A 23,450-nucleotide genomic window follows, 5' to 3' on the forward strand; every position below is an offset into this window, starting at 1 on the left:
CCTCCCCATCTCCCCCATCTCCCCTCCGGGTCTGAAAGAAGCAAAAGTTAACACAAACAAAGCAAGTGCTTGCGCTCGCAGAGATCCCCGCCTCTGATAAACTTGATGGCTGGGAGTGCAAAAGAGCACAAGGCACGCAGGACTCAGTTGGGAGGATATAATTCGTGGACAATGTAATCGGTTTAGAGATTATCGAAGTAGTCGAGCAGGCAGCTATCGCCTCCGCTCGCTTGATGGGCAAAGGCGAAAAAGATGAAGCCGACAGAGTGGCTGTAGAAGCCATGCGCGAGCGCATGAACAAAATTCATATGCGCGGCCGCATCGTGATCGGCGAAGGCGAACGCGATGACGCACCCATGCTTTACATCGGGGAACAAGTAGGTATTTGTACTCGCGAAGATGCCAAAAATTTCTGCAACCCAGATGAATTGGTCGAAATTGACATCGCCGTTGACCCTTGCGAAGGAACTAACCTAGTTGCTTACGGTCAAAACGGTTCGATGGCAGTTTTGGCAATCTCTGAGAAAGGAGGTTTGTTTGCTGCACCAGATTTCTACATGAACAAATTGGCTGCTCCCGCGGCTGCTAAGAATCATGTAGATATTCGCAAAACACCAACCCAAAACCTCAACATTATCTCAGATTGCCTCGGCCGCAGTATTGAAGATTTGGTGGTGGTGGTCATGGATCGCCCCCGGCACAAAGATTTAATTAATGAAATTCGGGCAGCGGGTTCAAGAGTTCGACTGATCAGCGACGGCGACGTTTCAGCAGCGATTTCTTGCGCGTTTTCTGGTTCCAACATCCACGCGCTGATGGGTATTGGCGCAGCGCCAGAAGGTGTGATTTCCGCAGCAGCAATGCGCTGCTTGGGCGGTCACTTCCAAGGTCAGTTAATTTACGATCCGGCTGTTGTCAAAACTGGTTTGATCGGTGAAAGCAAAGAGAGCAATCTCGCCCGCCTTAAAGACATGGGCATCACAGATCCAGACAAGATTTACAATGCTGAAGAGTTGGCATCTGGAGAAACTGTTCTGTTTGCAGCTTGCGGAATTACTCCCGGAACGCTGATGGATGGAGTTCGCTTCTTTGGCGGCGGCGCTCGCACTGAGAGTTTGGTAATTTCTTCTCAGTCGAAAACTGCTCGGTTTGTGGATACTATCCATATGTTTGACCAGCCGAAATCTCTGCAATTGAATTAGTCATTAGTTAGCGGTTAACTGTTGGCTGTTGACTGTTGACTGTTAGCTGTTGACTGTTGACTGTTAACAGTCACCCGTGATTGGTAATTAGCGATCAACTAAGAACTAATAACAGGTGACTGTTAACAAGTAAGAAATAAATAGTGACAAATCACAGATATGAATATTGCAGTCGTAGGTCTCAGCCACAAAACGGCCCCGGTTGAAGTTCGCGAAAAACTGAGCATTCCAGAACCGAAGATTGAAGCGGCGATCGCCCAATTGCGCGGCTACCCCCACATTCAAGAAGTTGCCATACTCAGCACTTGCAACCGCTTAGAAATTTATATTGTTACCAGCGAGTCTGAGCCTGGAGTGCGAGAGGTGATTCAGTTTCTTTCTGAATGCAGCAAAGTTCCCTTGCTGTCTTTGCGCCCTCACCTGTTTATTTTGCTGCACGAAGATGCGGTGATGCACTTGATGCGAGTTGCTTCTGGCCTCGATAGTTTGGTACTGGGAGAAGGACAAATTTTGGCTCAGGTGAAACAAACTCACAAACTCGCCCAGCAGTACAAAGGTGTGGGCAGAATTTTAGAGCGTTTGTTCAAGCAAGCTCTCACAGCAGGGAAGCGAGTTCGCACCGAAACTAGCATCGGTACGGGTGCGGTGTCGATCAGTTCGGCGGCGGCAGAATTGGCTCAATTGAAAGGTCAGCATTTAGCTAGCAGCCGCATTGCGATTATCGGTGCTGGTAAAATGTCGCGGCTTTTGGTGCAGCATTTGCTCTCGAAAGGAGCGAGCCATATTGCGATCGTCAATCGATCGGTGCGGGGCGGCCAGGAGTTAGCAAATAACTTTAAAGATGCCCAATTGCACTTGTATCTGCTGTCGGAAATGATGCAGGTAATTGCAGATTCTGATTTGGTTTTTACCTGTACGGCTGCTACAGATCCGCTGTTAAATAAAGCTAAATTAGAAGCTGTTTTAATCGTGAACCGCCCTTTGATGTTGGTGGACATTTCAGTGCCGCGCAACGTTGATTCGGACGCGAAGGAAATCGCTCATGTCAAGTCGTTTAATGTGGACGATTTGAAAGCAGTGGTAGCTCAAAATCACGAAAGCCGCCGCAAAATGGCAATGGAAGCTCAGGGCTTGCTGGAACAGGAAGTAGAGGCTTTTGATGTCTGGTGGCGCAGTCTGGAAACTGTTCCTACTATTAGCTGTTTGCGGGATAAGATAGAATTGATTCGGGAACAAGAGTTAGAAAAAGCTTTGTCGCGTCTGGGATCTGAATTTTCGGAGAAACATCAAGATGTGATTGAATCTTTAACAAGGGGGATTGTGAATAAAATTTTGCACGATCCGATGGTACAGTTGCGCGCTCAGCAGGATATTGAGGCACGCAGACAAGCGATGCAGACTTTGCAAACGCTGTTTAATTTGGATGTGGATGTCAATCAGCAGTACAGCTAGCTGGTCATTAGTCCTTAGTCATGGGTCATTAGTTATTAGTCATTAATGCTGTCTCCACTCGCGAATGTTATTAGTCATTGGTCGCTTGTTATTGTTGAAAATTATCAATTATTCTCAACTAATGACTAATGACTAATGACTAGCCTTCGACTTCGCTCAGGCTAAAATGACTACTGACTAATGACTACTGACTAATGACTACTGACTATTTTTAACTAATTATTAATGACTATTAAGCGAATTTATAAATTAATTTTATTGCTTGTAGGGTTGTGGTTGATTTTTGAATTTTCCTCTCGCATTGCGGCAGAAATTTTCTGGTTTCAGGAAGTGGGATATCTTCAGGTTTTGCTGTTAAAGCTGACAACCCAAGGGTTGCTGGGGACGATTGCAATTACGGTTTCTTCTGCCTTTTTGCTGGGAAATTTGGCTTTGGCGCGCCGCCTGCAACATCCGGCTGATGAAATCAAATCGCCGGGGGCGGCGGGGCTATTCGCTTCGCTGGGGGCGAACAAAACGGGGAAGAATTACGACGAATTACCTGTTGCTAAATCTCAAATTACTTTTTATTGGCTGCTGTTGGCGGTATTCGGATTGAGTTCGATCGCCACTTTGACAGTAATTCACTGCGGGCTGTTAGCCGCCAACAGCTTTACCTATCTCGGTATAGGGGGTAATGTGCCTCCACTGCCCGTAAAGTTAGGAATTGAGTCAATTCAGCCAGGGCTGGTACAGCTATTTTCTGGGTGGTGGCAGTTGGGCTTGCTGGTGGGGACAGTGTTAGCTGTGGCAATTAAGCCGGATTTTTGGCTGCGGGCGATCGCTCTTTTTCTCAGTGTGGCGATCGGGATTGTTGCAGTCAGTCGCTGGACAAATGTTTTACAATATTTCCACCCTACTAATTTTAATACAACCGACCCTATTTTTAACCAAGATATTAGCTTTTATGTATTTATTTTTCCAATTTTAGAGTTGCTAAGCTTAGGGCTGACAGTTGTATTTTTGTACGGTTTAGTCTCTGGTGCTTTAACATATTTGCTGTCGGGAGATAGCCTGAGTAAAGGTAGATTTTTGGGGTTTTCGCGATCGCAGCAGCGCCATTTGTACGGCTTAGGTGCAGCTTTCATGCTAGCCACCGCACTCCGGTACTGTCTGGGGCGCTACGCATTGATGTACTCGCGCGGAGACGTTACCTACGGAGCGAATTACGCTGATGTGACGGTGCGGCTGCCCGTCTACGGATTGTTGAGCGTGTTGGCTGGGGCGATCGCACTTTTGATGCTGTACCAAGTTTGGCAATTCAAAACTCCCAATAAACTGATTAAAAAGATTATTTTAGTGTGGATAATTTTGAGTGTTTTGGGAGGTTGGCTACTGCCAAAAATTGTGCAGCAAGTTATAGTCAGACCAAATGAAATAGCGCGAGAACAGCCGTACATCAAGCGCAGCATTGCCTTTACTCAAGAAGCTTTCGGTCTCAAGCAAATCGAAATCAAAACTTTCGATCCAGCCGGGAAACTTACATATGAAGACTTAGAAAGAAATCAACTAACTGTTAGCAACATCCGGCTGTGGGACAAGCGGCCGCTGCTGGAAACCAACCGACAGTTACAGCAAATCAGACCGTATTATACATTTCCTGATGCGGATATCGATCGCTACACAATCAAAAAGAAAACCGCAAAAAAGGGAGAAACTGAAAGCCAGCAAGTAATTCTGGCGGCGCGGGAACTAGATTATGCAGCAGTTGCGCCGGAAGCTCAAACTTGGGTGAACGAACATCTGGTGTACACGCACGGTTACGGCTTTACTCTTTCTCCCGTAAACACAGTCGGTGTCGGCGGTTTACCCGATTATTTTGTTAAAGATATTGGAGTTCCAGCCGAGAAAGGAGAGACTGCTTTAGATATAACTAGCGATCGAATTCGGATGAGTCTCCCGATCGGCTATCCGCGCATTTACTACGGTGCCCTCACAGATACAAACGTGATGACACCCACACAAGTCAAGGAATTCGACTATCCCAGCGGCGAAGAAAATGTTTACAACAATTACAACGGTAGAGGCGGAATTGCGATCGGTTCTCTGTGGCGGCGCTGGCTGTTTGCTAATTATCTCAAAAATTGGCAAATGGTGCTGACTCGCAATTTTACGCCCGAAACTAAATTATTGTACCGCCGAAACATTAACCAAAGAGTTCAGGCGATCGCTCCTTTTTTGCGCTACGATTCCGACCCCTATTTGGTAGTAGCAAACGCCAATCTGAGTAAAGATGATATAGAAAAAAATAACAATAAAAATGGTAATAAAAATCAGGCATCTTCCTCAAATACTAATAGTGACGATCCTCCTAACTATCTTTACTGGATTATCGATGCCTATACAGCGAGCGATCGCTACCCGTATTCAGATCCGGGTCAAAATGAATTTAACTACATCCGCAACTCAGTAAAAGTAGTCATTGACGCTTACCACGGATCGGTTGACTTCTATGTTGCCAATCCCTCAGACCCGATTATCAACAGTTGGGCTCAGATATTTCCCGGACTATTCAAACCCCTTGACAAAATGCCTCTGGCTATCCGCAAACATATTAGGTATCCCGTAGATTTGTTAAACGTTCAATCAGAACGCTTGCTAACTTATCACATGGAAGACCCGCAGGTATTTTACAATCGGGAGGATTTGTGGCGAGTTCCTATGGAAATTTATGGCAGCGAACAGCAGGCGGTAGCACCGTACTATTTGATTACGAAACTGCCGACGGAAACTTCCGAAGAGTTTATTTTGCTGCTGCCATTTACACCAGTAGGGCGCAACAATTTAATTGCTTGGATTGCAGGGCGGTCGGACGACCAAAATTACGGAAAGTTGCTGTTATACCAGTTTCCCAAACAGCGATTAGTTTACGGGCCGGAACAAATAGAAGCATTAATCAATCAAGACCCGGTGATTTCCGAACAAATATCTCTCTGGAATCGCCAGGGTTCAAAAGCAATTCAAGGAAATTTATTAGTTATTCCAATCGAACAATCTTTGCTGTACGTAGAACCTCTTTATTTAGAAGCGGAGCGCAATAGTTTGCCAACTTTAGTCAGAGTTATTGTTGCCTACGAAAACCGCATCGTCATGGCCGAAAATCTAGACTTAGCACTAAAGGCAGTTTTTCAAGAAAAATCTACTAATAAACCGCCAATTATTCGACCTGTAGAATCACCAGTTCCGGCGGTGAATTGAGCGGCGATACCGGGAGCATCTCAGTTTTGCAAAAAGCATTTGCTCGTTACCAGGCTCTGCCTGGTAATGCAGGTGCGGAGGAAGAGCCTCCTTTGAGGAAGGCAACTTACAGGAGAGAGGACTGTAGGAGATGTTTAAGTTATTAAGTTTTCGATCCTTAATACCAATTTCATAAAGTAGCGCTAGATATTACCCCCCCCCCAACCCCCCCTTATTAAGGGGGGGCTAAGAGTTCATCTATAGCACATAGGTCAGAAAAATGGTATAAGGTTCGTGTCCTGTCGATTTACTAAAATTGGTTCGTAGTGCGGACTTTAGTCCGTAAAAAAGCGGACGGTAGTCGGCACTACGAACGGTTTTTGTTATAGTAATCGATCGACAATGAGATCAAAAGAGACAGCATTTTTAGGGTCTTGCTCAAAGCCCGCCGCACAAAATCGATCGCGCGCTATTCAGTGGCAAACAGGCGCTCTCCCAGGGCTGTAAGGAACCACAGCAGCCGAATTCGCCACCAATTCAATCTCCCCCTTAGCATTAATTATCCAGCCTTGAGCCTCCACAATCGGCTCCTTCACCGCCTCAAAATTATGCTCGCTGCTGACTCGTTCCCTGGGACTAGGGGGTAAACCGCCGCGCCCAGTGATGACAAACCGACTTGTCCTTTGGCCTCTAGTTTGACAAGTTTGTGCAGGTGCCTGGGGGACTCCGAGGATTTCTGGTTGATTTAATCCTTTTACGGGGTCAGTATCGGGTGTTCTGAGTTCGACATTGCCGTCAATTCCTAATTCTGAACTGGCGTCGATGTCGCTGTCTAAAGATTGAAAAATGCCTTCGGCAGTAATGATAATATTTCCGCCTCGGCCTCGGACTGCGTTGGCACGGATGTCGCTATTTTCCTTAGCAATTAAAAACTTGGTGTTAATATCGATATTGCCGCCGGTGGCAGTACCGAAGGCGTTAGTAGTAATTTGACTGTTACCCTGCAGTTGCAAATCCGGTGCTTGCAAGGTGATGTTGCCAAAATTGCCGGCTTGGGTTGTGGCTTTAATTGCGCCGCTATCTAAACGAATTGAGTCGGCCGCAATTGTTAAATTTCCTGCTGCGCCTTTGCCGTCGGCACTGACAGTAACTGCTGCGCCATCTCGGACAGTTAATTGCCTGGTTTGAACGGTTAAAGTGCCGCCGGCACCTGTAGAATTGTCAGATGTATTGGCATAAATTCCGCTAGCAGCACCGGAGTTGCTAACTAAATCTTGACCGAATCTATTGAGTCGATCGCCAAAAGTGCGATCGCTCCCAGAAAGGCTTATACTTTCAGAAACGTTCAACTGAATATTTCCCGCACTGCCGCTGCGGTTAGCAGTAGTCAACACTTGTGCGCCGTTAACGAGTTCCAAGGTGCGGGCATTAATCGCAATATTGCCGCCGCTGCTGGAATTGAGAGTTGCGGAACTGACAACAGCGCCGTCAGCCAGCCGCAACATATCAGAATTAATTGTAATTTCTCCGGCGTTGCCGATCGCACTTGGTTCAGTCGGCGTAAATATGCCGCTAGACTGTCCGCCAGCATCAACACCCGCCAGATTGACAGAATTAACATTAATTTGAATACTGCCGCCGTTGCCGACACCAAAAGTATTGGCAATCACAACGGCACCGTTTGTCGCCGACAGCGAATTAGCACTGACGCGAATATTGCCGCCTTCTCCAACTGCTGTTACTTTGACACTGCTGTACAAACCGCTGGACTGTCCAACTCCCAAAGCCGACGAGAACCGGCCGATACCATCTAAGGTAATGCCGTCGCGGACTGTCACCGTTAGATTTCCAGCATTGCCCCGGGCGCCGGTGCTAGCAGTAATCACAGCACCATTAGTCAAAAACAGCGAACCCGCGGCGATATTAATGCTACCACCCTGACCTACTGCGCTGTCTAATGTCTCCACTCGGTTGTAGATACCGCTGGAGAAAACCTCGGCATCGGAACTCGTCCCATCCAAAATCACTGTATCGGCGACGTTAACGTTGACGCTGCCGACATTCCCGCGTCCGTAGGTGCTGGCTTGCAGGGCAGCCCCATTAGTTATCGAAAGCGAGGCTGCTGTGAGATTGACATTGCCTCCGTTTCCTGCGGCTGCTTCTTCCACCCGACTGTACGCACCGCTGGAAATGCCGTCGCCGATTTCATCAAAGGAGGCTGCACCGCTGAGGTTAATATTGACGTTGCCGGCATCTCCGCGCCCGTAAGTCCCAGCGTATATTTGACCGCCGTTGGTGACAGAAAGCGAGTTTGCTGTGAGGTTGACATCGCCGCCGGTGCCTGTAGCGTCTGACAGCACTGCATTAGAAAGAAATGTGCCTTCACCGTCGATCGCGATCGAGCCCAGCGCGCTAACATAAATATCTCCACTTCTAGCGCCCGCCGCACCCAGCCCTTCATTGATACCCGCCCGCACTTTGCTGCCTTCTGAAGCGTTGAAGTTGTGAGCGTTGACAATAACATTCCCGCCGCCTGCTGCGCGCACGTTGATTCCCGCCTCTTTTGTTAGAGATATATCGCCTCTTTCGATGCCGGTGGGAAAAACTAAACTCACATTGTTACCGAGGAAGTTGAGCGGCACAGTTCCAGAGCCAGCAACGGCTGCAAGTTCTACTCTACCGCCGGGAGCGACTAAAACTCCGCCTTCCAATCTCACATCGCCGCCGGCAAGTATCAGACTTTTGCCCGATCGCACTTGCAATCCGTCGGTCGATCGATTTACGATACTTCCAGAAGGCTGTCCGTATTGCAAGCCCAGAGGCACGCTAACGATTAACAAAGGCGTATTTTGTCGAGGAAAAGTGGCAGAGAAATTCGCCCCACCGCCAAAATCTACAGCATTCGCCGTAGTCGCCAAAAACGAACCGCCAATATTTAACGAAGCATTCGGGCCAAAAATAATCCCGTTAGGATTGAGCAAAAATAGATTTGCAGTACCGTTAGCTTTCAACTCGCCGTCAATATTAGAAATCGAGCCGCCGGTAATGCGGGTGAAAATATTTTGGATGTCTGCGGAATTGTTGAAAACAGCCGTGTTTCCCGTCAAAACCGAAAATTCTCGAAAACTGTGAAATAGATTGCTTCCGGCTGTCGTGCCGCCCTCTATCGAGCTGTTTTTGCCGCTGACTTTCACGGTAGAATTGACTGGTAGCGTGGCGTCGGGGACGATTTGGGCTATGCTGGGGGTTATGCTGGGGGCGATCGGGCTAAAGCTACAAAATATTATACTGAACCAGAATTTGCGATTTCTCAGTTTCATTAATCAACTATTTTTAAATTAACCCTAAATTGTACCGTTTGGCGTGTTAATTGTATATAGAAATTTTGGCGGGATTTTGATTTTTTTTATAAACCGCGAAGACGCAAAGGACGCGAAGGAAGAAAAGAGAAAAAGCGTTAGATTTTTTTAGCAATATGAAAGGCGGAAAGATAGGAAGCTTTGATGCTGTGGCCGCAGTTTTTTTCTAGCGCTTCTCCCAAATTTGCTAACAAAGAATTTCTATTCTCTTCTTTCGCGTCCTTTGCGTCTTCGCGGTTCGTTCAAATTACTTATATTAAAATGCGAAATTATGCTTGAGTTTCAGCTTCAGTAAAAATTGGGGGCCACAGTTGACAAATTGGCAATTCCCAACCGGGAAAAAGTTCGGCTACTGTCAAAACATCTTCGTTTCCCAATACAATTGGTTCGCATTCCTGATGGTACTTTTGTGATAACCGCTATATTGGAGCGATATTTTACTCTGAAAATCGCAGATTTTAAGCAGATGTAACGCGGATAAACAGAGATGATTTTAAGACAATTTAGTTGCGAATGCCAGGGGTTTCGTGGAGATTGAAGAATTGTCTGCGACTGACTGCTGTTTGATTATTCTTTTGCAGAAAAGGAGTTGCCGCAGCTACAGCTTTGGGCTGCATTGGGATTGTGGAACCGGAAACCTCCGCCCATCAAGTCTTCTGAATAATCTAAGGTTAGTTGATTGAGATATTTTAAGTGCTGGGGGTCGATCGCTACTTGAATTCCCTCGGACTCGTATACAGTGTCTTCTGGGCTGGCGGCATCGTCAAATGCCATTGTATAGGATAAACCGGAGCAGCCGCTCGATTCTACGCCCAGACGAAATAAAGCATTGCGGTTTGAATGTTTTGACTTGAGGCGCTTTACTTCTGTGGCTGCTGTTGGACTCAGATTAATCATGATTGGTTATTAGTTATTGGTTATTGGTTACTTGTTACTGGTTACTGGTTACTTGTTACTGGTTACTTGTTAATGGTTACTGGTTACTGGTTACTGATTGGTGCGAATAACAAACAACAAATAACAAACAACAAATAACAAACAACAAATAACAAATAACCAGTTAATCAGTTACTTAGCTTTTTCGGTGCGGGCGTAATCGTCTTGAAAGCGGATAATATCATCTTCTCCGAGATATTCGCCGTTTTGTACTTCAATTAAAATCAGGGGAATAACTCCGGGGTTTTCTAGGCGGTGAGAAATGCACTGGGGAACGTAGGTAGATTGATTTGTAAACAAAACTTGTTCTGTTTCGCCGCAGGTAACTTTTGCGGTACCGCAAACTACGATCCAGTGTTCGCTGCGGTGGTGGTGCATTTGCAGGCTGAGGCGGTGTCCGGGTTTAACTTCGATGCGCTTAATTTTATATCCAGGGCCTTCTTCTAGGGTGGTAAACGAGCCCCAAGGGCGCAATTCTGTAGCGGCTATTCCGTTGGATGCTGCGGATGCCAGCAGAGTAGATATTTGAGAAATTTCTTGAGTTTGAACCATGATTTTCACTCCTTGAGGATTGCTTGCTGAATCCTTTGGTAAACGACGTTGGGTTTTGAGGGCGGCTAATTTGTTGTTAAAATCGCAGCCCACCCGCGCGGACGAGTTAGCGAACTGTACAGTTTTACCGAGAAATCTTATCAGCCCGATCGACCTGCCTTAACAACCATAGCAAAATTACCCTAGCTGCTGTCACCCGGTATGCGATCGAATTTACCAATCTACATCAACTCTTCACAGAACTTACTTACGCATCTCAACGTAATTGTGATTAGTCACGCAGTCAAGGCTACGTACAGAATCTCACAATTGCTGTGGATTTAACAAGGGCGATCGCGCCCAGGCCCCGCAAGCTACGGCTTTTTTTACATCGAAGGACGGTTAACTCGAATCAATTTACCACTCAAAGTATCCAGGGTAGAAATAGCATCATCAATTCGCGTTGCCAGCCTTTCAAAATTCGGGTCTTCCGTGCAAACAACAATACCACTATGGTCAGAGTTTTGAAGGTGTAATCGCATGAAATGACGGCGATTTCGCGTTAAAACTGTTCGGTAATTGCTTGCAGCAAAAGCTAACACATCTTCGTCAGGAATTTGAAGATTTGCATTCCCTGCTTCCCTCGCTGTTAATACATCGTGACCCAAAGCCCGTAATAATTCTACGACTGCTAGCGGGAAGTTTTCATCTGTGTAAAAACGTGCCAACTTTTAATAAACCTCGCTTTCTTCCATAACTTCATCATTTTCTTTAATTGCCTGTTCAATTTCTTCTGGATAAGCATCAGCATAAGCCCACGCATTTACCAAGTCAGCGGCGGTTAGATCGGGAAATGATTCTAGGATGATAGCATCGGAAGCACCTAAACGTCGATCGCACACCAGTGACCAAACTGGTATGCGAGTATTGCCAACACAGGCATCGCCGCCACACACGCCGGGAGTCTTTTTAATCCCTAGAGCACCAGTGCTTAAGGTTTGAAGTAAAATTTCTATAGCGGCTGCTTTATCGGCTAAATTTAAGGAAGCTAGATCGATTTTTAATTCGGTGAGTGTCATAGTTTACTATCCCGTTTTTACAGATAGAATATTCTAGCTAAATTATAACGTAATAGGACTTACGCATCGCCCCAGAAACCGGGTTTTTTACAAAAAAATTCGTTACTGTGCACAGATTCCGTAAAAACCCGGTTTCTTTGTCGGAGTGCGTAACTCCTGAACTTTACTCTATGGGAAAACCAGGAATTAGTCGATCTATTTCTACCATCAGTTCCATAGTTTCTTTGAGCGCCACCACCACTTTTTGATAGTGCAGCACATCATCAAAGGATAAAGTGCGTTTGGCTTTTTTGCGGTCTTTTAGCCATTTGTCCAACACCTGATAACCGCCTATTTTAAACTCCCAAACGACCGGGGCGATGCCTTCAAAATAGCGAGTTTTGTTGATATAAATTCGTTGTTCTGCGGGTTTATAGGTAACTTCGGTAACGGCATTGTCACCATCGCCATTCATTTTAGTAATCAGCTTATTCAGCTTTTTCGATTTCATCAGGTGCAGGTCTACTAATGCCTGACCTTTTGCACCCAAGTCTTTGAATAGCTGGTCATTACTGGTCAATGGAACGCGGGGAAAGTCAATTTTGAGAAATTCGGCATAGCGTTGGCGATAGGTAGGGCTGTGGAAGATGGCGTAGATGTAGTAAAAGATAGCTTCTGGGGTAGGAGTGTAGCCAAGTTTTGCTCGAATTGCTGCAATAAAATATGAGGATAAATTGGGAGTTGTTTCAACAAATAAATTACCTTGTTTGTTTTTAGTATCCGGATAAGTATGGAGAGGAAATAAGTAGCCTCGTTCTCGGCTTTTGTTGGAAACATAACAATCATCAGTAATGTTGTTAGTAGCTAGGATGTGTTGCCAAGATTCGCTTATAGTTTGACGACAAGTATAAAATCCCAAATTAGCTTTGTTTAGCATATGGCTCATTACTTCAGAACGAGGCATACAAATAAAACCCCTTGTCTGCCCTGTATAGTAAGTAAATTTTTTATCGAAAGGGCGATACATAATAGAAGTAATTAAGCCATTCTCAGTACCATTACTGCGAATATCATCCTGAGCCAGTGAGACTTTCCAATCTCTTGAATCATCACCAAGTTCATATTTTATTCGGGCTTCCTCTATAGGTAATGAGACAAAACTTTTAACAGTAGTCTCAACTTCTTGAACTGACCATTTTATTGCCAAATCATCTCTTGCCGTGACAATACCCACCGAATGAACAGGCAATATATTTGTAATTTTCCAGCCTTCATCATATTCTTCTAAAAGATTTCGGTCTTGGGGGCAAAATAAATAAAATGATGATTGAGGTTCAATAACTTTCCATTCAACCTCATTAATATCTAATAAATTTAAGCTTTTATATTTAGATGCGCGATCGCCCCATAACTCCGCATGATGAACTTTGGCAGGTGTATGCTTTCCCGGCTCCTTGATAAAAATCCCAATACTGACACCTTGTTGAATGTCAAAAACGTTTTGATCGGGTGAACCGTCAGGACTAATTTCTTTTTTCTTGGAGTTTCCGTGTAAATCCAAAATATAGATATCTGTAAATGTCTGCATCAAATTCTGACGCATTCCTCTAAAAGTAGGGTTATCCAGATAACCGTGATTGGTCACAAACGCTAAAACGCCATAACCAGTTTCACTCACTCGCCATTGTCCAAAGCGGATGAACTTTACATAATCATCCTGCAACCATTTAGGATTCTTTTCACCTAATGGCAGACCATCCACATAGTAATAATCGCGAACTAAACCCGCGATCCACTCACTTTTATTTGCCGAATGTCCTGAATAGGGCGGATTGCCTAATACAACCATCACAGGTGTATCTCGTTTTACCATCGAAGCTTCATTTGCTTCCTGTGCCACAAACTGACCAAACAAAATCTCTGATTTTTTCAGTGCCTCATCCAGCGTATTGGTGAGGTAAATACCTAATCGTTGTTTGCCCTTAAATTGGTAGCCCAGTTCCTGAAGTTCTAGCCCTAGTTTAAGGTGAGCAATGGCATAGGGAGCCATCAATAACTCAAAGCCAAACAATCGATTCAGCAAATTGTCTCGCACATAGCTATCCCACTGATTCGCCATGCCAATTTCTTCTAAATTGCGGTAAATTTGCTTCACCACTTCATACAAAAACGTCCCCGTCCCCGTTGCAGGATCGAGAATTTGCACTTTCGGTTTTTGTGTTATTGGATCTTTGGCATTATCAGCTAATCCCAATGGCAAATCGAAGCGGTCTTTGAGAATAGCATCAACCGATCGCACAATAAACGACACCACAGGTTCCGGTGTATAATAAACGCCTCGACTCTTTCGCAAAGCCGCATTGTACGCCGCCAAAAATGTTTCATAAAAATGCACCACCGGGTCTTCTTGACGAGTGCGCTGCCCAAAGTTTTCGAGAATGCTGCCCATATCAACTTGAGACAGCAATTGCACCAGATCGTCGATCGCCCAATCGATCTGACTGACTGCATCCGTTTCTACAATCGTATTAAACAATCGCTTCAAAAATGGGTTTGTTGCCGGAATATACGTGCCCGCAGTGCGCCGAATAAACGGTTCGCCCCCTGGATTTTGAGCATGACCGACTCTTGCAGCAAATAACCCATAAGAAATCGTCTGAGCATACATATCAGCAAAATCAGCATCATTCAAATCGGGCAACAACACCTCACTAAAGCCCTGTTTAAGTTGATGCAATTCGCCGTCTTTCTTTTCTCCCTCAAGCGCCGTTGTTGTTGCTAACCGAATTGCCTTTGTCAACCTCGCCATCTGCCGGGCCAGGTCTTCAGGACTGCTAACAATCTCGCCTGTATAATTGAGAAACTGCTCCAGCAAAGCCGCAATCTTTTCTGTAGCCATTGCTTGCAGCTTGTTCTCACTACGATTTGCTAAAACTTCCTTCTGCCTGCGCTTCCCATTCACATACCAACGAAACTCTAAATAATTGGTCAATACTAGATTCGGAAACGCTTCTAGATATCGCTGCAATTGCTCAGTTTTTTCAATCTGATCTAAGTCTAAGCCAACGTCTTTGGCTTCTACATAACCCACCAATAGCTCTCGCCGCCGCACGGTAAAGTCTGGAATTCCTGCCTTATTGCCTTTTTCTTCAATGACGGCATCAATGCCCTTATCTGAGTCATCCACCAAATCTTTCAGTGCTGGATAATGGCTGCGTTCGCTACCTTTTTGCAGGTTATTTTGAATCGACTTGAGGTAAGCATCAAAAGATATAGACAGCATTGAATCAGTTTCCTGGTTTAGTTTGGTTTTCGCGCCTCTGCCATTGTTAGTTTAGCCGTAAAGGGATCAACCTGTATGGTGTTGCCTCAAACAACTTAGCAGGAATTTATCTGTGCGGTGCTGATGGTGTAGCAGCCGATCGCACATCAGCAGAAAAATGGTTTCAAACAGCCAGAAAACAAGGATTTGCACATACACCTATTTCCAGCGAATACTTGAACCAAGCTAGTATTGCATAAAGCGATCGCAGATTCAGTGCTTGGGAAAAATTGCAGAGAATGTATTGCTTAAAGCTATGCACTTACAATCATAACTTGTTCTCTGGTTGCCATTGCTAAAATGGCTAAAACTTTGGGAGCTAAAGGCTTCAAATCTGCCAAGCGATTGGATGGTGCTTGCATAACAATGACCGCAATATCGAACTGTGACAAATTTTGTTGAAATGACAAGTTGCGATCGACTGTGATGAAAATATCAAACTCTGCTTCTGCAAGGGCAAGAAGTTGACCATTTTTTACACCCGCCCATCCCATTTGTGGAACTGTTTTTATCTCACAGTCAACAAATTCTCTGGCAAATTTGCGATCGATACACTCATCCAAAAGAAGCTTCATTCGTTATGCCACCATGCCAACAAGCTGTTTTTCTGCTTCTTCCAGCAACGCGATGACTTGCTCTTTAGTTACAGTGGGAAATCCATCTAAAAAATCATCAATTGATTCTCCAGCTTTCAGATAGTCCATAAATGTTTGGATCGGAACTCTAGTACAAGCAAAGACTGGAGTGCCACCCATAATCTCAGGAGACGCGCTAATAATTAGAGATTTTTTCAGCATAAATATTTAGCCCAGAGTTCCTGACAGTTAACTCATCGGTTATAACTATTTTTGCACGATCGATCGCACCAGCAATAATTTTTTCCTGCATCTACCCAATACAGTAAATCTATATATAATACATCATACTAGATCGATCGTCATCCCGCGCTCTGCTCTAGATCGCAATTTTTTGATCACTTTGAGAGACTTATCCAAATGAATAGCAACGGACTGCCAGCAAAACAAGGCCTTTACGATCCGCAGTTCGAGCACGACGCTTGCGGAGTCGGGTTCATCGTACACATGAAAGGCAACAAATCCCACGAAATCGTCGAACAGGGACTAACAATCCTGCTGAACCTCGACCACCGGGGGGCCTGCGGCTGCGAACCCAACACCGGAGACGGAGCGGGAATTTTGATGCAAGTGCCGCACAAATTCATGAAAAAAGTAACGGCGGCCCTCAACATCGAACTTCCAGAAGCCGGCGAGTACGGAGTTGGCGCGATTTACTCATCGCCAAATCAGACGGAACGCGAAAACGGCAAACGCATCTTTGAGGAAATCGCGGCAGAAGAAGGCCAGGAAGTGCTCGGCTGGCGCGATGTTCCCACGGACAACTCATCCCTGGGCGACACCGCCAAATCTAGCGAACCCTTCATGCAGCAAGTGTTCCTCCGGCGCGCCGCAGGTATTGACGAGGCTGCCTTCGAGCGGAAACTGTACGTCATCCGCAAACGCGCTCACAACGCCATCCGCAGGACGGAAGTAGACCCCTACTGGTATAATTCCACACTCTCCTGCCGGACGATCGTCTACAAAGGAATGTTAATGCCGGTGCAAGTGGGAGATTACTATCCCGAACTGCACGACCCCGACATGGAAAGCGCTCTAGCCCTAGTTCACTCGCGCTTCAGCACCAATACTTTTCCGAGTTGGGAACGATCGCACCCTTACCGCTACATCGCCCACAACGGCGAAATCAACACGATGCGCGGCAACATCAACTGGATGCACGCGCGGCAATCCTTGTTCGAGTCGGAGTTGTTCGGAGACGATTTAAAGAAAATCCCGAACTTAATCAACATCGAAGGTAGCGACTCGACAATCTTTGACAACGCTTTGGAATTGCTATATTTGGCCGGGCGTTCTTTACCCCACGCCGTAATGATGATGATTCCCGAACCTTGGACGGCCCACGAGTCCATGAGTGACGAGAAAAAAGCTTTCTACGAATACCATTCCTGCTTGATGGAACCTTGGGACGGCCCGGCTTCGATCGCATTTACCGATGGTACTTCGATCGGCGCAGTGCTCGATCGCAACGGTTTGCGCCCTTCCCGCTACTGCGTCACCAAAGACGACTTAGTAATTATGGCATCCGAAGCCGGAGTTTTGCCGATCGCCCCAGAAAGAATCCTATCAAAAGGCCGCCTGCAACCGGGGCGGTTGTTCCTAGTAAATACTGAGGAAGGCCGCATCGTTTCTGACGAAGAAATTAAGACCAAAATCGCCACAGAACACCCGTACCGCCAGTGGATCGACCAGCACATGGTCGAGATTGCCAAACTCCCAGATGCGCCAGCAGTCGCAGAATCCGACCCCGAAACATTGATCCAGCGCCAAATGGCCTTTGGCTACACCTTTGAAGAACTGCGGTTGCTGTTAGCGCCAATGGCAACAAACGGCGTGGAAGCTGTCGGGGCGATGGGTGCAGATACGCCGCTAGCCGTTTTGTCGAACAGACCAAAACTGCTTTACGAATACTTCCAGCAACTGTTTGCTCAAGTTACCAATCCGCCGATCGATTCGATCCGCGAAGAAATTGTCACTTCTGCCGAAACTACGATCGGCGCTGAACGCAATTTGCTGAAACCGGAACCGGAAAGCTGTCATTTAATCGAACTGAAAACACCAATTCTCAGCAATGAAGAATTGGCTAAACTCAAACAGGTAAAAACAGGTAATTTCCGCTCTACTACACTGCCGATTTTGTTCGACCCAAAAACAGGAGTAAAAGGTGTAGAACAGGCGTTAGAAGAAGTATTTGCAGCAGCAGATAGCGCAATCGCCTCTGGGGTGAATATCATCATTTTGAGCGATCGGGGTATCAGTCCAGACAAAGCCCCAATTCCCGCGCTGCTGGCGGTTGCGGGCCTCCACCACCACTTGATCCGTCAAGGTACGCGCACGCGGGCGGGACTCGTGCTCGAATCCGGCGAACCGAGGGAAGTGCATCACTTTGCGACACTTATTGGATATGGTTGCGGCGCGATTAATCCGTATTTGGCCTTTGAGACGATCGCCGATTCGATCCAACAAGGTTTGCTGCTAAATGTCGATTACAAAACAGCTTGCAAAAACTACATCAAAGCCGCAACCAAAGGCGTGACAAAAGTTGCCTCAAAAATCGGGATTTCGACAATTCAAAGTTACCGCGGCGCGCAGATTTTTGAAGCAATTGGCTTGAACAAATCCGTAGTCGATAAATACTTTGCTTGGACAGCTTCCCGGATTGAAGGTGTAGACTTGGAAGTCATCGCCCGAGAAGCAATTTTGCGCCACACCCACGCCTTCCCCGAACGCCCCAGCAGCGGACATACTCTCGATGTCGGCGGCGAATATCAGTGGCGGAAAGAAGGCGAAGCCCACTTGTTTAGCCCGCAGACAATTCACGCGCTGCAACAAGCAGTTCGCGAAGGAAGTTACCCGCTTTTCCAAAAGTATTCCGCCCTGGTAAACGAACAAAACCAGCAGCATTTTACCTTGCGCGGTTTGTTGCAATTCAAGCAGCGGGAATCAATCCCGATTGAGGAAGTCGAACCAGTGGAATCTATTCTCAAACGCTTTAAAACTGGGGCGATGAGTTACGGTTCAATTTCCCAAGAAGCCCACGAATCTTTGGCTGTAGCGATGAACCGCATTGGTGGTAAATCGAACACCGGTGAAGGTGGCGAAGATCCCGAAAGATATACTTGGACAAACGATCGCGGCGACTCGAAAAACAGCGCGATCAAACAAGTTGCTTCCGGGCGTTTCGGCGTTACCAGCTTGTATCTTTCCCAAGCCAAGGAACTGCAAATCAAGATGGCGCAGGGGGCAAAACCCGGAGAAGGCGGACAGTTACCGGGTAAAAAAGTATACCCGTGGATTGCGAAAGTACGGAACTCGACTCCTGGTGTGGGTTTGATTTCGCCTCCTCCTCACCACGACATTTATTCGATCGAAGATTTGGCCGAATTGATTCACGACTTGAAAAATGCCAACCGGGAAGCGCGGGTTAGCGTCAAATTGGTGTCGGAAGTGGGAGTCGGGACGATCGCCGCCGGGGTTGCGAAGGCCCACGCCGATGTGGTGCTCATCTCCGGCTACGACGGCGGTACCGGCGCGTCGCCGCAGACTTCGATCAAACACGCGGGATTACCTTGGGAGTTGGGATTGGCCGAAACTCACCAGACTTTGGTACTCAACAATCTCCGCAGCCGGATTGTTGTCGAAACCGACGGACAAATGAAAACCGGTCGCGATGTAGCAATTGCTGCCTTGCTTGGTGCTGAAGAATTCGGATTTGCTACCGCGCCGCTGGTGACATTGGGCTGCATCATGATGCGCGTATGTCACCTGAACACTTGCCCGGTGGGTGTTGCAACCCAAGATCCGCTGCTGCGGAAAAACTTTACCGGCGATCCGGATCACACGGTAAACTTTATGACCTTTGTCGCGCAGGAAGTCCGGGAAATTATGGCGCAGTTGGGTTTCCGCACGCTGAATGAAATGGTGGGGCGTACCGACGTTTTGGAACCTCAGCAAGCGGTGGCGCATTGGAAAGCTAAGGGTTTGGATTTCTCGAAAATCCTTTACCAGCCGGATGTTGGGGCGGATGTCGGGCGCTACTGTCAGATGGCGCAGGATCACGGGTTGTCCAAGTCGATCGATATGACTGTGTTGTTGGATTTGTGCAAAGGTGCGATCGAAAACGGCGAAAAAGTGCACGCCAAACTGCCGATTACCAACATCAACCGCGTTGTCGGCACAATTCTCGGCAACGAAATCACCAAACGCCACTGGGAAGGTTTACCCGATGACACGGTACACCTGCACTTCCAAGGTAGCGCGGGACAAAGCTTTGGCGCATTCGTGCCCAAGGGAGTCACCCTAGAGCTCGAAGGCGAAGCCAACGACTATCTGGGCAAGGGCCTCAGCGGCGGCAAAATCATCCTGTATCCGTCGCCGGCTTCTACCTTTGTCGCAGAAGAAAATGTGATTGTCGGCAACGTGGTGCTTTACGGAGCCACCGCTGGCGAGGTTTTCATCCGGGGGATGGCGGGCGAACGTTTTGGAGTCCGCAACTCCGGCGTGAATGCAGTAGTTGAAGGTGTGGGCGATCACGGTTGCGAGTACATGACTGGCGGCAAAGTTGTAGTTTTGGGTGAAACCGGGCGCAATTTTGCAGCGGGTATGAGTGGCGGTGTTGCTTACATTTTGGATGAGGCGGGGGATTTTGCTACTCGCTGCAATATGTCGATGGTGGATTTGGAAAAACTGGAGGATGTTGAGGAAATTGCAGATTTGCGGCAGTTAATTCAGACTCATTTTGATTTGACTGGAAGTGCGAAAGCATCGAAAGTTTTGGCAAATTGGGATGCGATGCTGCGGGTGTTTGTGAAGGTGATGCCGCGGGATTACAAGCGGGTGTTGCAGGCCATTGAAAGGGCGATCGCATCGGGTTTAAGCGGTGATGATGCGCTGACGGCTGCGTTTGAAGAAAATGCTCGCGATGTCGCCCGGATTGGCGGTAGCTAATCCAAGAAACCGGGTTTCTGCGATAATCTCAGCATCCTAGCTAAGATTTAGGAAGAAACCCGGTTTCTGAGCCCCCGCGCCAATCCAAGAAACCGGGTTTCTGCGATAATCTTGGTGAGGATGCCGAAATTTAGGAAGAAACCCGGTTTCTGAGCCCCCGCGCACAATCCAAGAAACCGGGTTTCTGGGATAATCTCAGCATCATCGCTAAGATTTAGGAAGAAACCCGGTTTCTGAGCTCCCGCGCCAATCCAAGAAACCGGGTTTCTCCGATAATCTCAGCATCATCGCTAAGATTTAGGAAGAAACCCGGTTTCTGAACCCCCGCGCCAATCCAAGAAACCGGGTTTCTCCGATAATCTCAGCATCATCGCTAAGATTTAGGAAGAAACCGGGTTTCTGAGCTCCCGCGCCAATCCAAGAAACCGGGTTTCTGCGATAATCTCAGCATCATCGCTAAGATTTAGGAAGAAACCGGGTTTCTGAGCTCCCGCGCCAATCCAAGAAACCGGGTTTCTGCGATAATCTTGGTGAGGATGCCGAAATTTAGGAAGAAACCCGGTTTCTGAGCTCCCGCGCCAATCCAAGAAACCGGGTTTCTGCGATAATCTCAGCATCCTAGCTAAGATTTAGGAAGAAACCCGGTTTCTGAGCCCCCGCGCACAGAGCCCCCGCGCCAATCCAAGAAACCGGGTTTCTGCGATAGTTTAAGCATCGTAGCTAAGATATAGGAAGAAACCCGGTTTCTGGCCCCCCGGTTTCTGAGCTCCCGCGCCAATCCAAGAAACCGGGTTTCTGCGATAGTTTAAGCATCGTAGCTAAGATATAGGAAGAAACCCGGTTTCTGGCCCCCCGCGCACAGAGCCCCCGCCCCTAGTCCAAGAAACCAGGTTTCTGGCCCCCACGGAGAGCAATATGCCACGTCGCCAAGTTATCTTACAAACGGGTAATTATTACCATGTTTATAACCGAGGTAATGACCGTCAGCATATTTTTTTTGAACGAGAAAACTATATTCATTTTTTACGCCTATTAAGACACCATCTGATTACTAATGGTGTCGATATAATTGCCTATTGTTTGATGCCGAATCACTATCATTTATTAGTTTATCTAACAACGGATCGTTTTTCTAAGCTGATGCAGTCATTTACTCTATCTTATGTTAAGGCTATCAATAAACGCTATCACAAGGTGGGTTCACTATTTCAGGGAAGGTTTCAGGCGATTCATGTAGATAGAGAAGAATATTTGTTACACCTAACTCGTTACATTCACTTAAACCCAGTCTGTGCTAAGATAGTTAAAAAAGCAGAAAACTGGGAGTTTTCCAGCTATCAAGAATATATTGATTTGCGGCGGGGGAATTTACCTAAGATAGATCGAGTGCGATCGCAATTTCAGTCAGCAGATGCTTATCGCTACTTTTTAGAAGACTTAACTAGCGATAAATTAATCCAGCATTTAACCTTTGAAGAATAGCCAAAATCCAAGAAACCGGGTTTCTGCGACAATCTTCGCATCATCTCGCCTGATATAGGAAGAAACCCGGTTTCTAACTCCCGCCCACAGAGCCCCCACCAATCCAAGAAACCGGGTTTCTGCGACAATCTTCGCATCATCTCGCCTGATATAGGAAGAAACCCGGTTTCTGAACCCCACAAACCGCCCCAATCCAAGAAACCGGGTTTCTGCGACAATCTTCGTATCATCACGCCTGATATAGGAAGAAACCCGGTTTCTGAACCCCACAAACCGCCCCAAAAATTCTCATGGAGCAGTTGATAAATTTTAGGTACAATCTAAGATTATTGTGGGCGATCGCATCTAGTAACCAGACTATATCTGGGAACCAGTAACTACATTTCACAGAAACACAAAGGCACAGTATGAAAGCGATTGAAACCCCTGGAACAATTGACTGTCGAGGGATGCTTTGTATCGATCGCCCGTGCGGACTTTAGTCGGTTATTTTTTGCGGATTAAAGTCCGCACTACGAACCGGATATCACAGGTAAACCGTCCTGAAATACCAGCAATTGTCCCGGTTGAATTTGCGTCCAAACTTCATCATCCGTCAGCGGAAAAGTAGCAATCACCGCCACGCGATCGCCTTCCTGTGTCAATTCCCGGAAATCTACAGTTACATCTTCATCGATCGAGTGCGCCCTAGCAAAAGGTGCTTGTCGCACAATATAATGCAGATTTGTAGAACAGTGTGTAAATAAATGTTCTCCATCAGAAAGTAAATAGTTAAAAATTCCGTGCCCTGCTAAAGTTTTAGTAATTTCGTTCAGAACATCGTAAATTTCCGTCAAAGCAGGCTTATTTTGAGGAAAACTTTCTCGCAATTTTTCTAATATCAAACAAAATGCTTTTTCACTGTCAGTTTGGCCTACAGCTTGATAAAATCCCGCACTTTCAGGATGAAATTTTTCCAGATTACCGTTGTGAGCAAACACCCAATAGCGTCCCCAAAGTTCCCGACTAAAAGGATGGCAATTCTCCAGAGAAATTTCGCCTTGAGTAGCTTTGCGAATATGAGCAATCACGTTAGTTGAATGAATGGGATAGCGGCGCACTAATTCAGCAACCGGAGAATCAATAGCAGGTTTAGAGTCTATAAAAAGGCGACATCCCAAACCTTCAAAAAAAGCAATTCCCCAACCGTCTTGATGAACGTCAGTTCTGCCACCTCTTGCAGAAAAACCCTCAAAAGAGAAGCAAATATCGGTTGGAACATTGCAGTTCATTCCCAGTAATTGACACATCGCTTTGACCTCTCTGGAGTT

At 46.6% G+C, this 23,450-nt stretch carries 14 protein-coding genes; 5 read left to right on the forward strand and 9 right to left on the reverse strand.

The window, feature by feature from the left end; genetic code table 11:
- Positions 1-164: 164 nt before the first annotated feature.
- The 3 genes from glpX (at position 165) to AACV78_RS02185 (ending at position 5,891) form a co-directional block, all read left to right on the forward strand.
- Positions 165-1,202 (forward strand): class II fructose-bisphosphatase, encoded by a 1,038-nt coding sequence (gene glpX / locus AACV78_RS02175; RefSeq protein WP_194012969.1) that lies wholly within the window; start codon positions 165-167, stop codon positions 1,200-1,202.
- A 159-nt stretch (positions 1,203-1,361) separates the two neighbouring features.
- A complete protein-coding gene (locus AACV78_RS02180; protein ID WP_194012968.1) occupies positions 1,362-2,654 on the forward strand; it encodes a glutamyl-tRNA reductase in 1,293 nt (430 codons plus the stop codon).
- A gap of 225 nt (positions 2,655-2,879) precedes the next feature.
- Positions 2,880-5,891: a UPF0182 family protein gene (locus tag AACV78_RS02185; protein ID WP_194012967.1), complete on the forward strand. Its 3,012-nt coding sequence runs from the start codon at positions 2,880-2,882 to the stop codon at positions 5,889-5,891.
- Positions 5,892-6,343: 452 nt separating this feature from the next.
- Here AACV78_RS02185 and AACV78_RS02190 read toward each other — a convergent pair whose 3' ends face one another.
- The 8 genes from AACV78_RS02190 to AACV78_RS02225 all read right to left on the reverse strand — a co-directional run bounded on the left by AACV78_RS02190 (position 6,344) and on the right by AACV78_RS02225 (position 15,873).
- Entirely contained in the window at positions 6,344-9,190 is a 2,847-nt protein-coding gene (locus AACV78_RS02190; protein WP_194012286.1) for a two-partner secretion domain-containing protein, read from the reverse strand.
- A 606-nt stretch (positions 9,191-9,796) separates the two neighbouring features.
- Positions 9,797-10,126: a HesB/IscA family protein gene (locus tag AACV78_RS02195; protein WP_194012285.1), complete on the reverse strand. Its 330-nt coding sequence runs from the start codon at positions 10,124-10,126 to the stop codon at positions 9,797-9,799.
- A 171-nt stretch (positions 10,127-10,297) separates the two neighbouring features.
- A complete protein-coding gene (locus tag AACV78_RS02200) occupies positions 10,298-10,717 on the reverse strand; it encodes a phosphomannose isomerase type II C-terminal cupin domain (protein WP_194012284.1) in 420 nt (139 codons plus the stop codon).
- A gap of 365 nt (positions 10,718-11,082) precedes the next feature.
- Entirely contained in the window at positions 11,083-11,424 is a 342-nt protein-coding gene (locus tag AACV78_RS02205; RefSeq protein WP_194012283.1) for a DUF5615 family PIN-like protein, read from the reverse strand.
- 3 nt (positions 11,425-11,427) lie between these two features.
- A complete protein-coding gene (locus AACV78_RS02210; protein ID WP_194012282.1) occupies positions 11,428-11,775 on the reverse strand; it encodes a DUF433 domain-containing protein in 348 nt (115 codons plus the stop codon).
- Positions 11,776-11,938: 163 nt separating this feature from the next.
- Entirely contained in the window at positions 11,939-15,037 is a 3,099-nt protein-coding gene (locus AACV78_RS02215) for a type ISP restriction/modification enzyme (RefSeq protein ID WP_194012281.1), read from the reverse strand.
- A gap of 293 nt (positions 15,038-15,330) precedes the next feature.
- Entirely contained in the window at positions 15,331-15,651 is a 321-nt protein-coding gene (locus AACV78_RS02220; protein ID WP_194012280.1) for a DUF5615 family PIN-like protein, read from the reverse strand.
- Positions 15,652-15,654: 3 nt separating this feature from the next.
- The gene (locus AACV78_RS02225; RefSeq protein ID WP_194012279.1) at positions 15,655-15,873 is read right to left on the reverse strand and encodes a DUF433 domain-containing protein; all 219 of its coding nucleotides are present in this window, start codon (positions 15,871-15,873) and stop codon (positions 15,655-15,657) included.
- A 198-nt stretch (positions 15,874-16,071) separates the two neighbouring features.
- Between AACV78_RS02225 and gltB the strand changes: the two genes are divergently transcribed.
- Together gltB and AACV78_RS02235 are read left to right on the forward strand one after the other, a co-directional pair.
- Positions 16,072-20,658 carry a glutamate synthase large subunit gene (gltB, locus tag AACV78_RS02230; protein WP_194012278.1) on the forward strand — a complete coding sequence of 1,529 codons (4,587 nt, stop codon included), beginning with the start codon at positions 16,072-16,074 and terminating at the stop codon, positions 20,656-20,658.
- Positions 20,659-21,573: 915 nt separating this feature from the next.
- On the forward strand, positions 21,574-22,140 hold the full coding sequence (locus AACV78_RS02235; RefSeq protein ID WP_194008089.1) for a transposase: 567 nt from the start codon (positions 21,574-21,576) through the stop codon (positions 22,138-22,140).
- A gap of 512 nt (positions 22,141-22,652) precedes the next feature.
- Here the strand turns inward: AACV78_RS02235 and AACV78_RS02240 are convergent.
- The gene (locus AACV78_RS02240) at positions 22,653-23,429 is read right to left on the reverse strand and encodes a class II glutamine amidotransferase (protein ID WP_194008088.1); all 777 of its coding nucleotides are present in this window, start codon (positions 23,427-23,429) and stop codon (positions 22,653-22,655) included.
- Positions 23,430-23,450 lie beyond the last annotated feature (21 nt).

The organism is Tychonema sp. LEGE 07196, assembly GCF_963890365.1.
Taxonomy (GTDB): domain Bacteria; phylum Cyanobacteriota; class Cyanobacteriia; order Cyanobacteriales; family Microcoleaceae; genus Microcoleus.

Bases quoted from the DNA above. Each gene is read 5' to 3' on its own strand.
- AACV78_RS02185 (WP_194012967.1), top strand. From the start codon at position 2,880: ATGACTATTAAGCGAATTTATAAATTAATTTTATTGCTTGTAGGGTTG.
- gltB (WP_194012278.1), top strand. From the start codon at position 16,072: ATGAATAGCAACGGACTGCCAGCAAAACAAGGCCTTTACGATCCGCAG.
- AACV78_RS02215 (WP_194012281.1), bottom strand. From the start codon at position 15,037: ATGCTGTCTATATCTTTTGATGCTTACCTCAAGTCGATTCAAAATAAC.
- AACV78_RS02225 (WP_194012279.1), bottom strand. From the start codon at position 15,873: ATGCTGAAAAAATCTCTAATTATTAGCGCGTCTCCTGAGATTATGGGT.
- AACV78_RS02220 (WP_194012280.1), bottom strand. From the start codon at position 15,651: ATGAAGCTTCTTTTGGATGAGTGTATCGATCGCAAATTTGCCAGAGAA.
- AACV78_RS02180 (WP_194012968.1), top strand. From the start codon at position 1,362: ATGAATATTGCAGTCGTAGGTCTCAGCCACAAAACGGCCCCGGTTGAA.
- AACV78_RS02200 (WP_194012284.1), bottom strand. From the start codon at position 10,717: ATGGTTCAAACTCAAGAAATTTCTCAAATATCTACTCTGCTGGCATCC.
- AACV78_RS02240 (WP_194008088.1), bottom strand. From the start codon at position 23,429: ATGTGTCAATTACTGGGAATGAACTGCAATGTTCCAACCGATATTTGC.
- AACV78_RS02235 (WP_194008089.1), top strand. From the start codon at position 21,574: ATGCCACGTCGCCAAGTTATCTTACAAACGGGTAATTATTACCATGTT.
- AACV78_RS02190 (WP_194012286.1), bottom strand. From the start codon at position 9,190: ATGAAACTGAGAAATCGCAAATTCTGGTTCAGTATAATATTTTGTAGC.
- AACV78_RS02210 (WP_194012282.1), bottom strand. From the start codon at position 11,775: ATGACACTCACCGAATTAAAAATCGATCTAGCTTCCTTAAATTTAGCC.
- AACV78_RS02195 (WP_194012285.1), bottom strand. From the start codon at position 10,126: ATGATTAATCTGAGTCCAACAGCAGCCACAGAAGTAAAGCGCCTCAAG.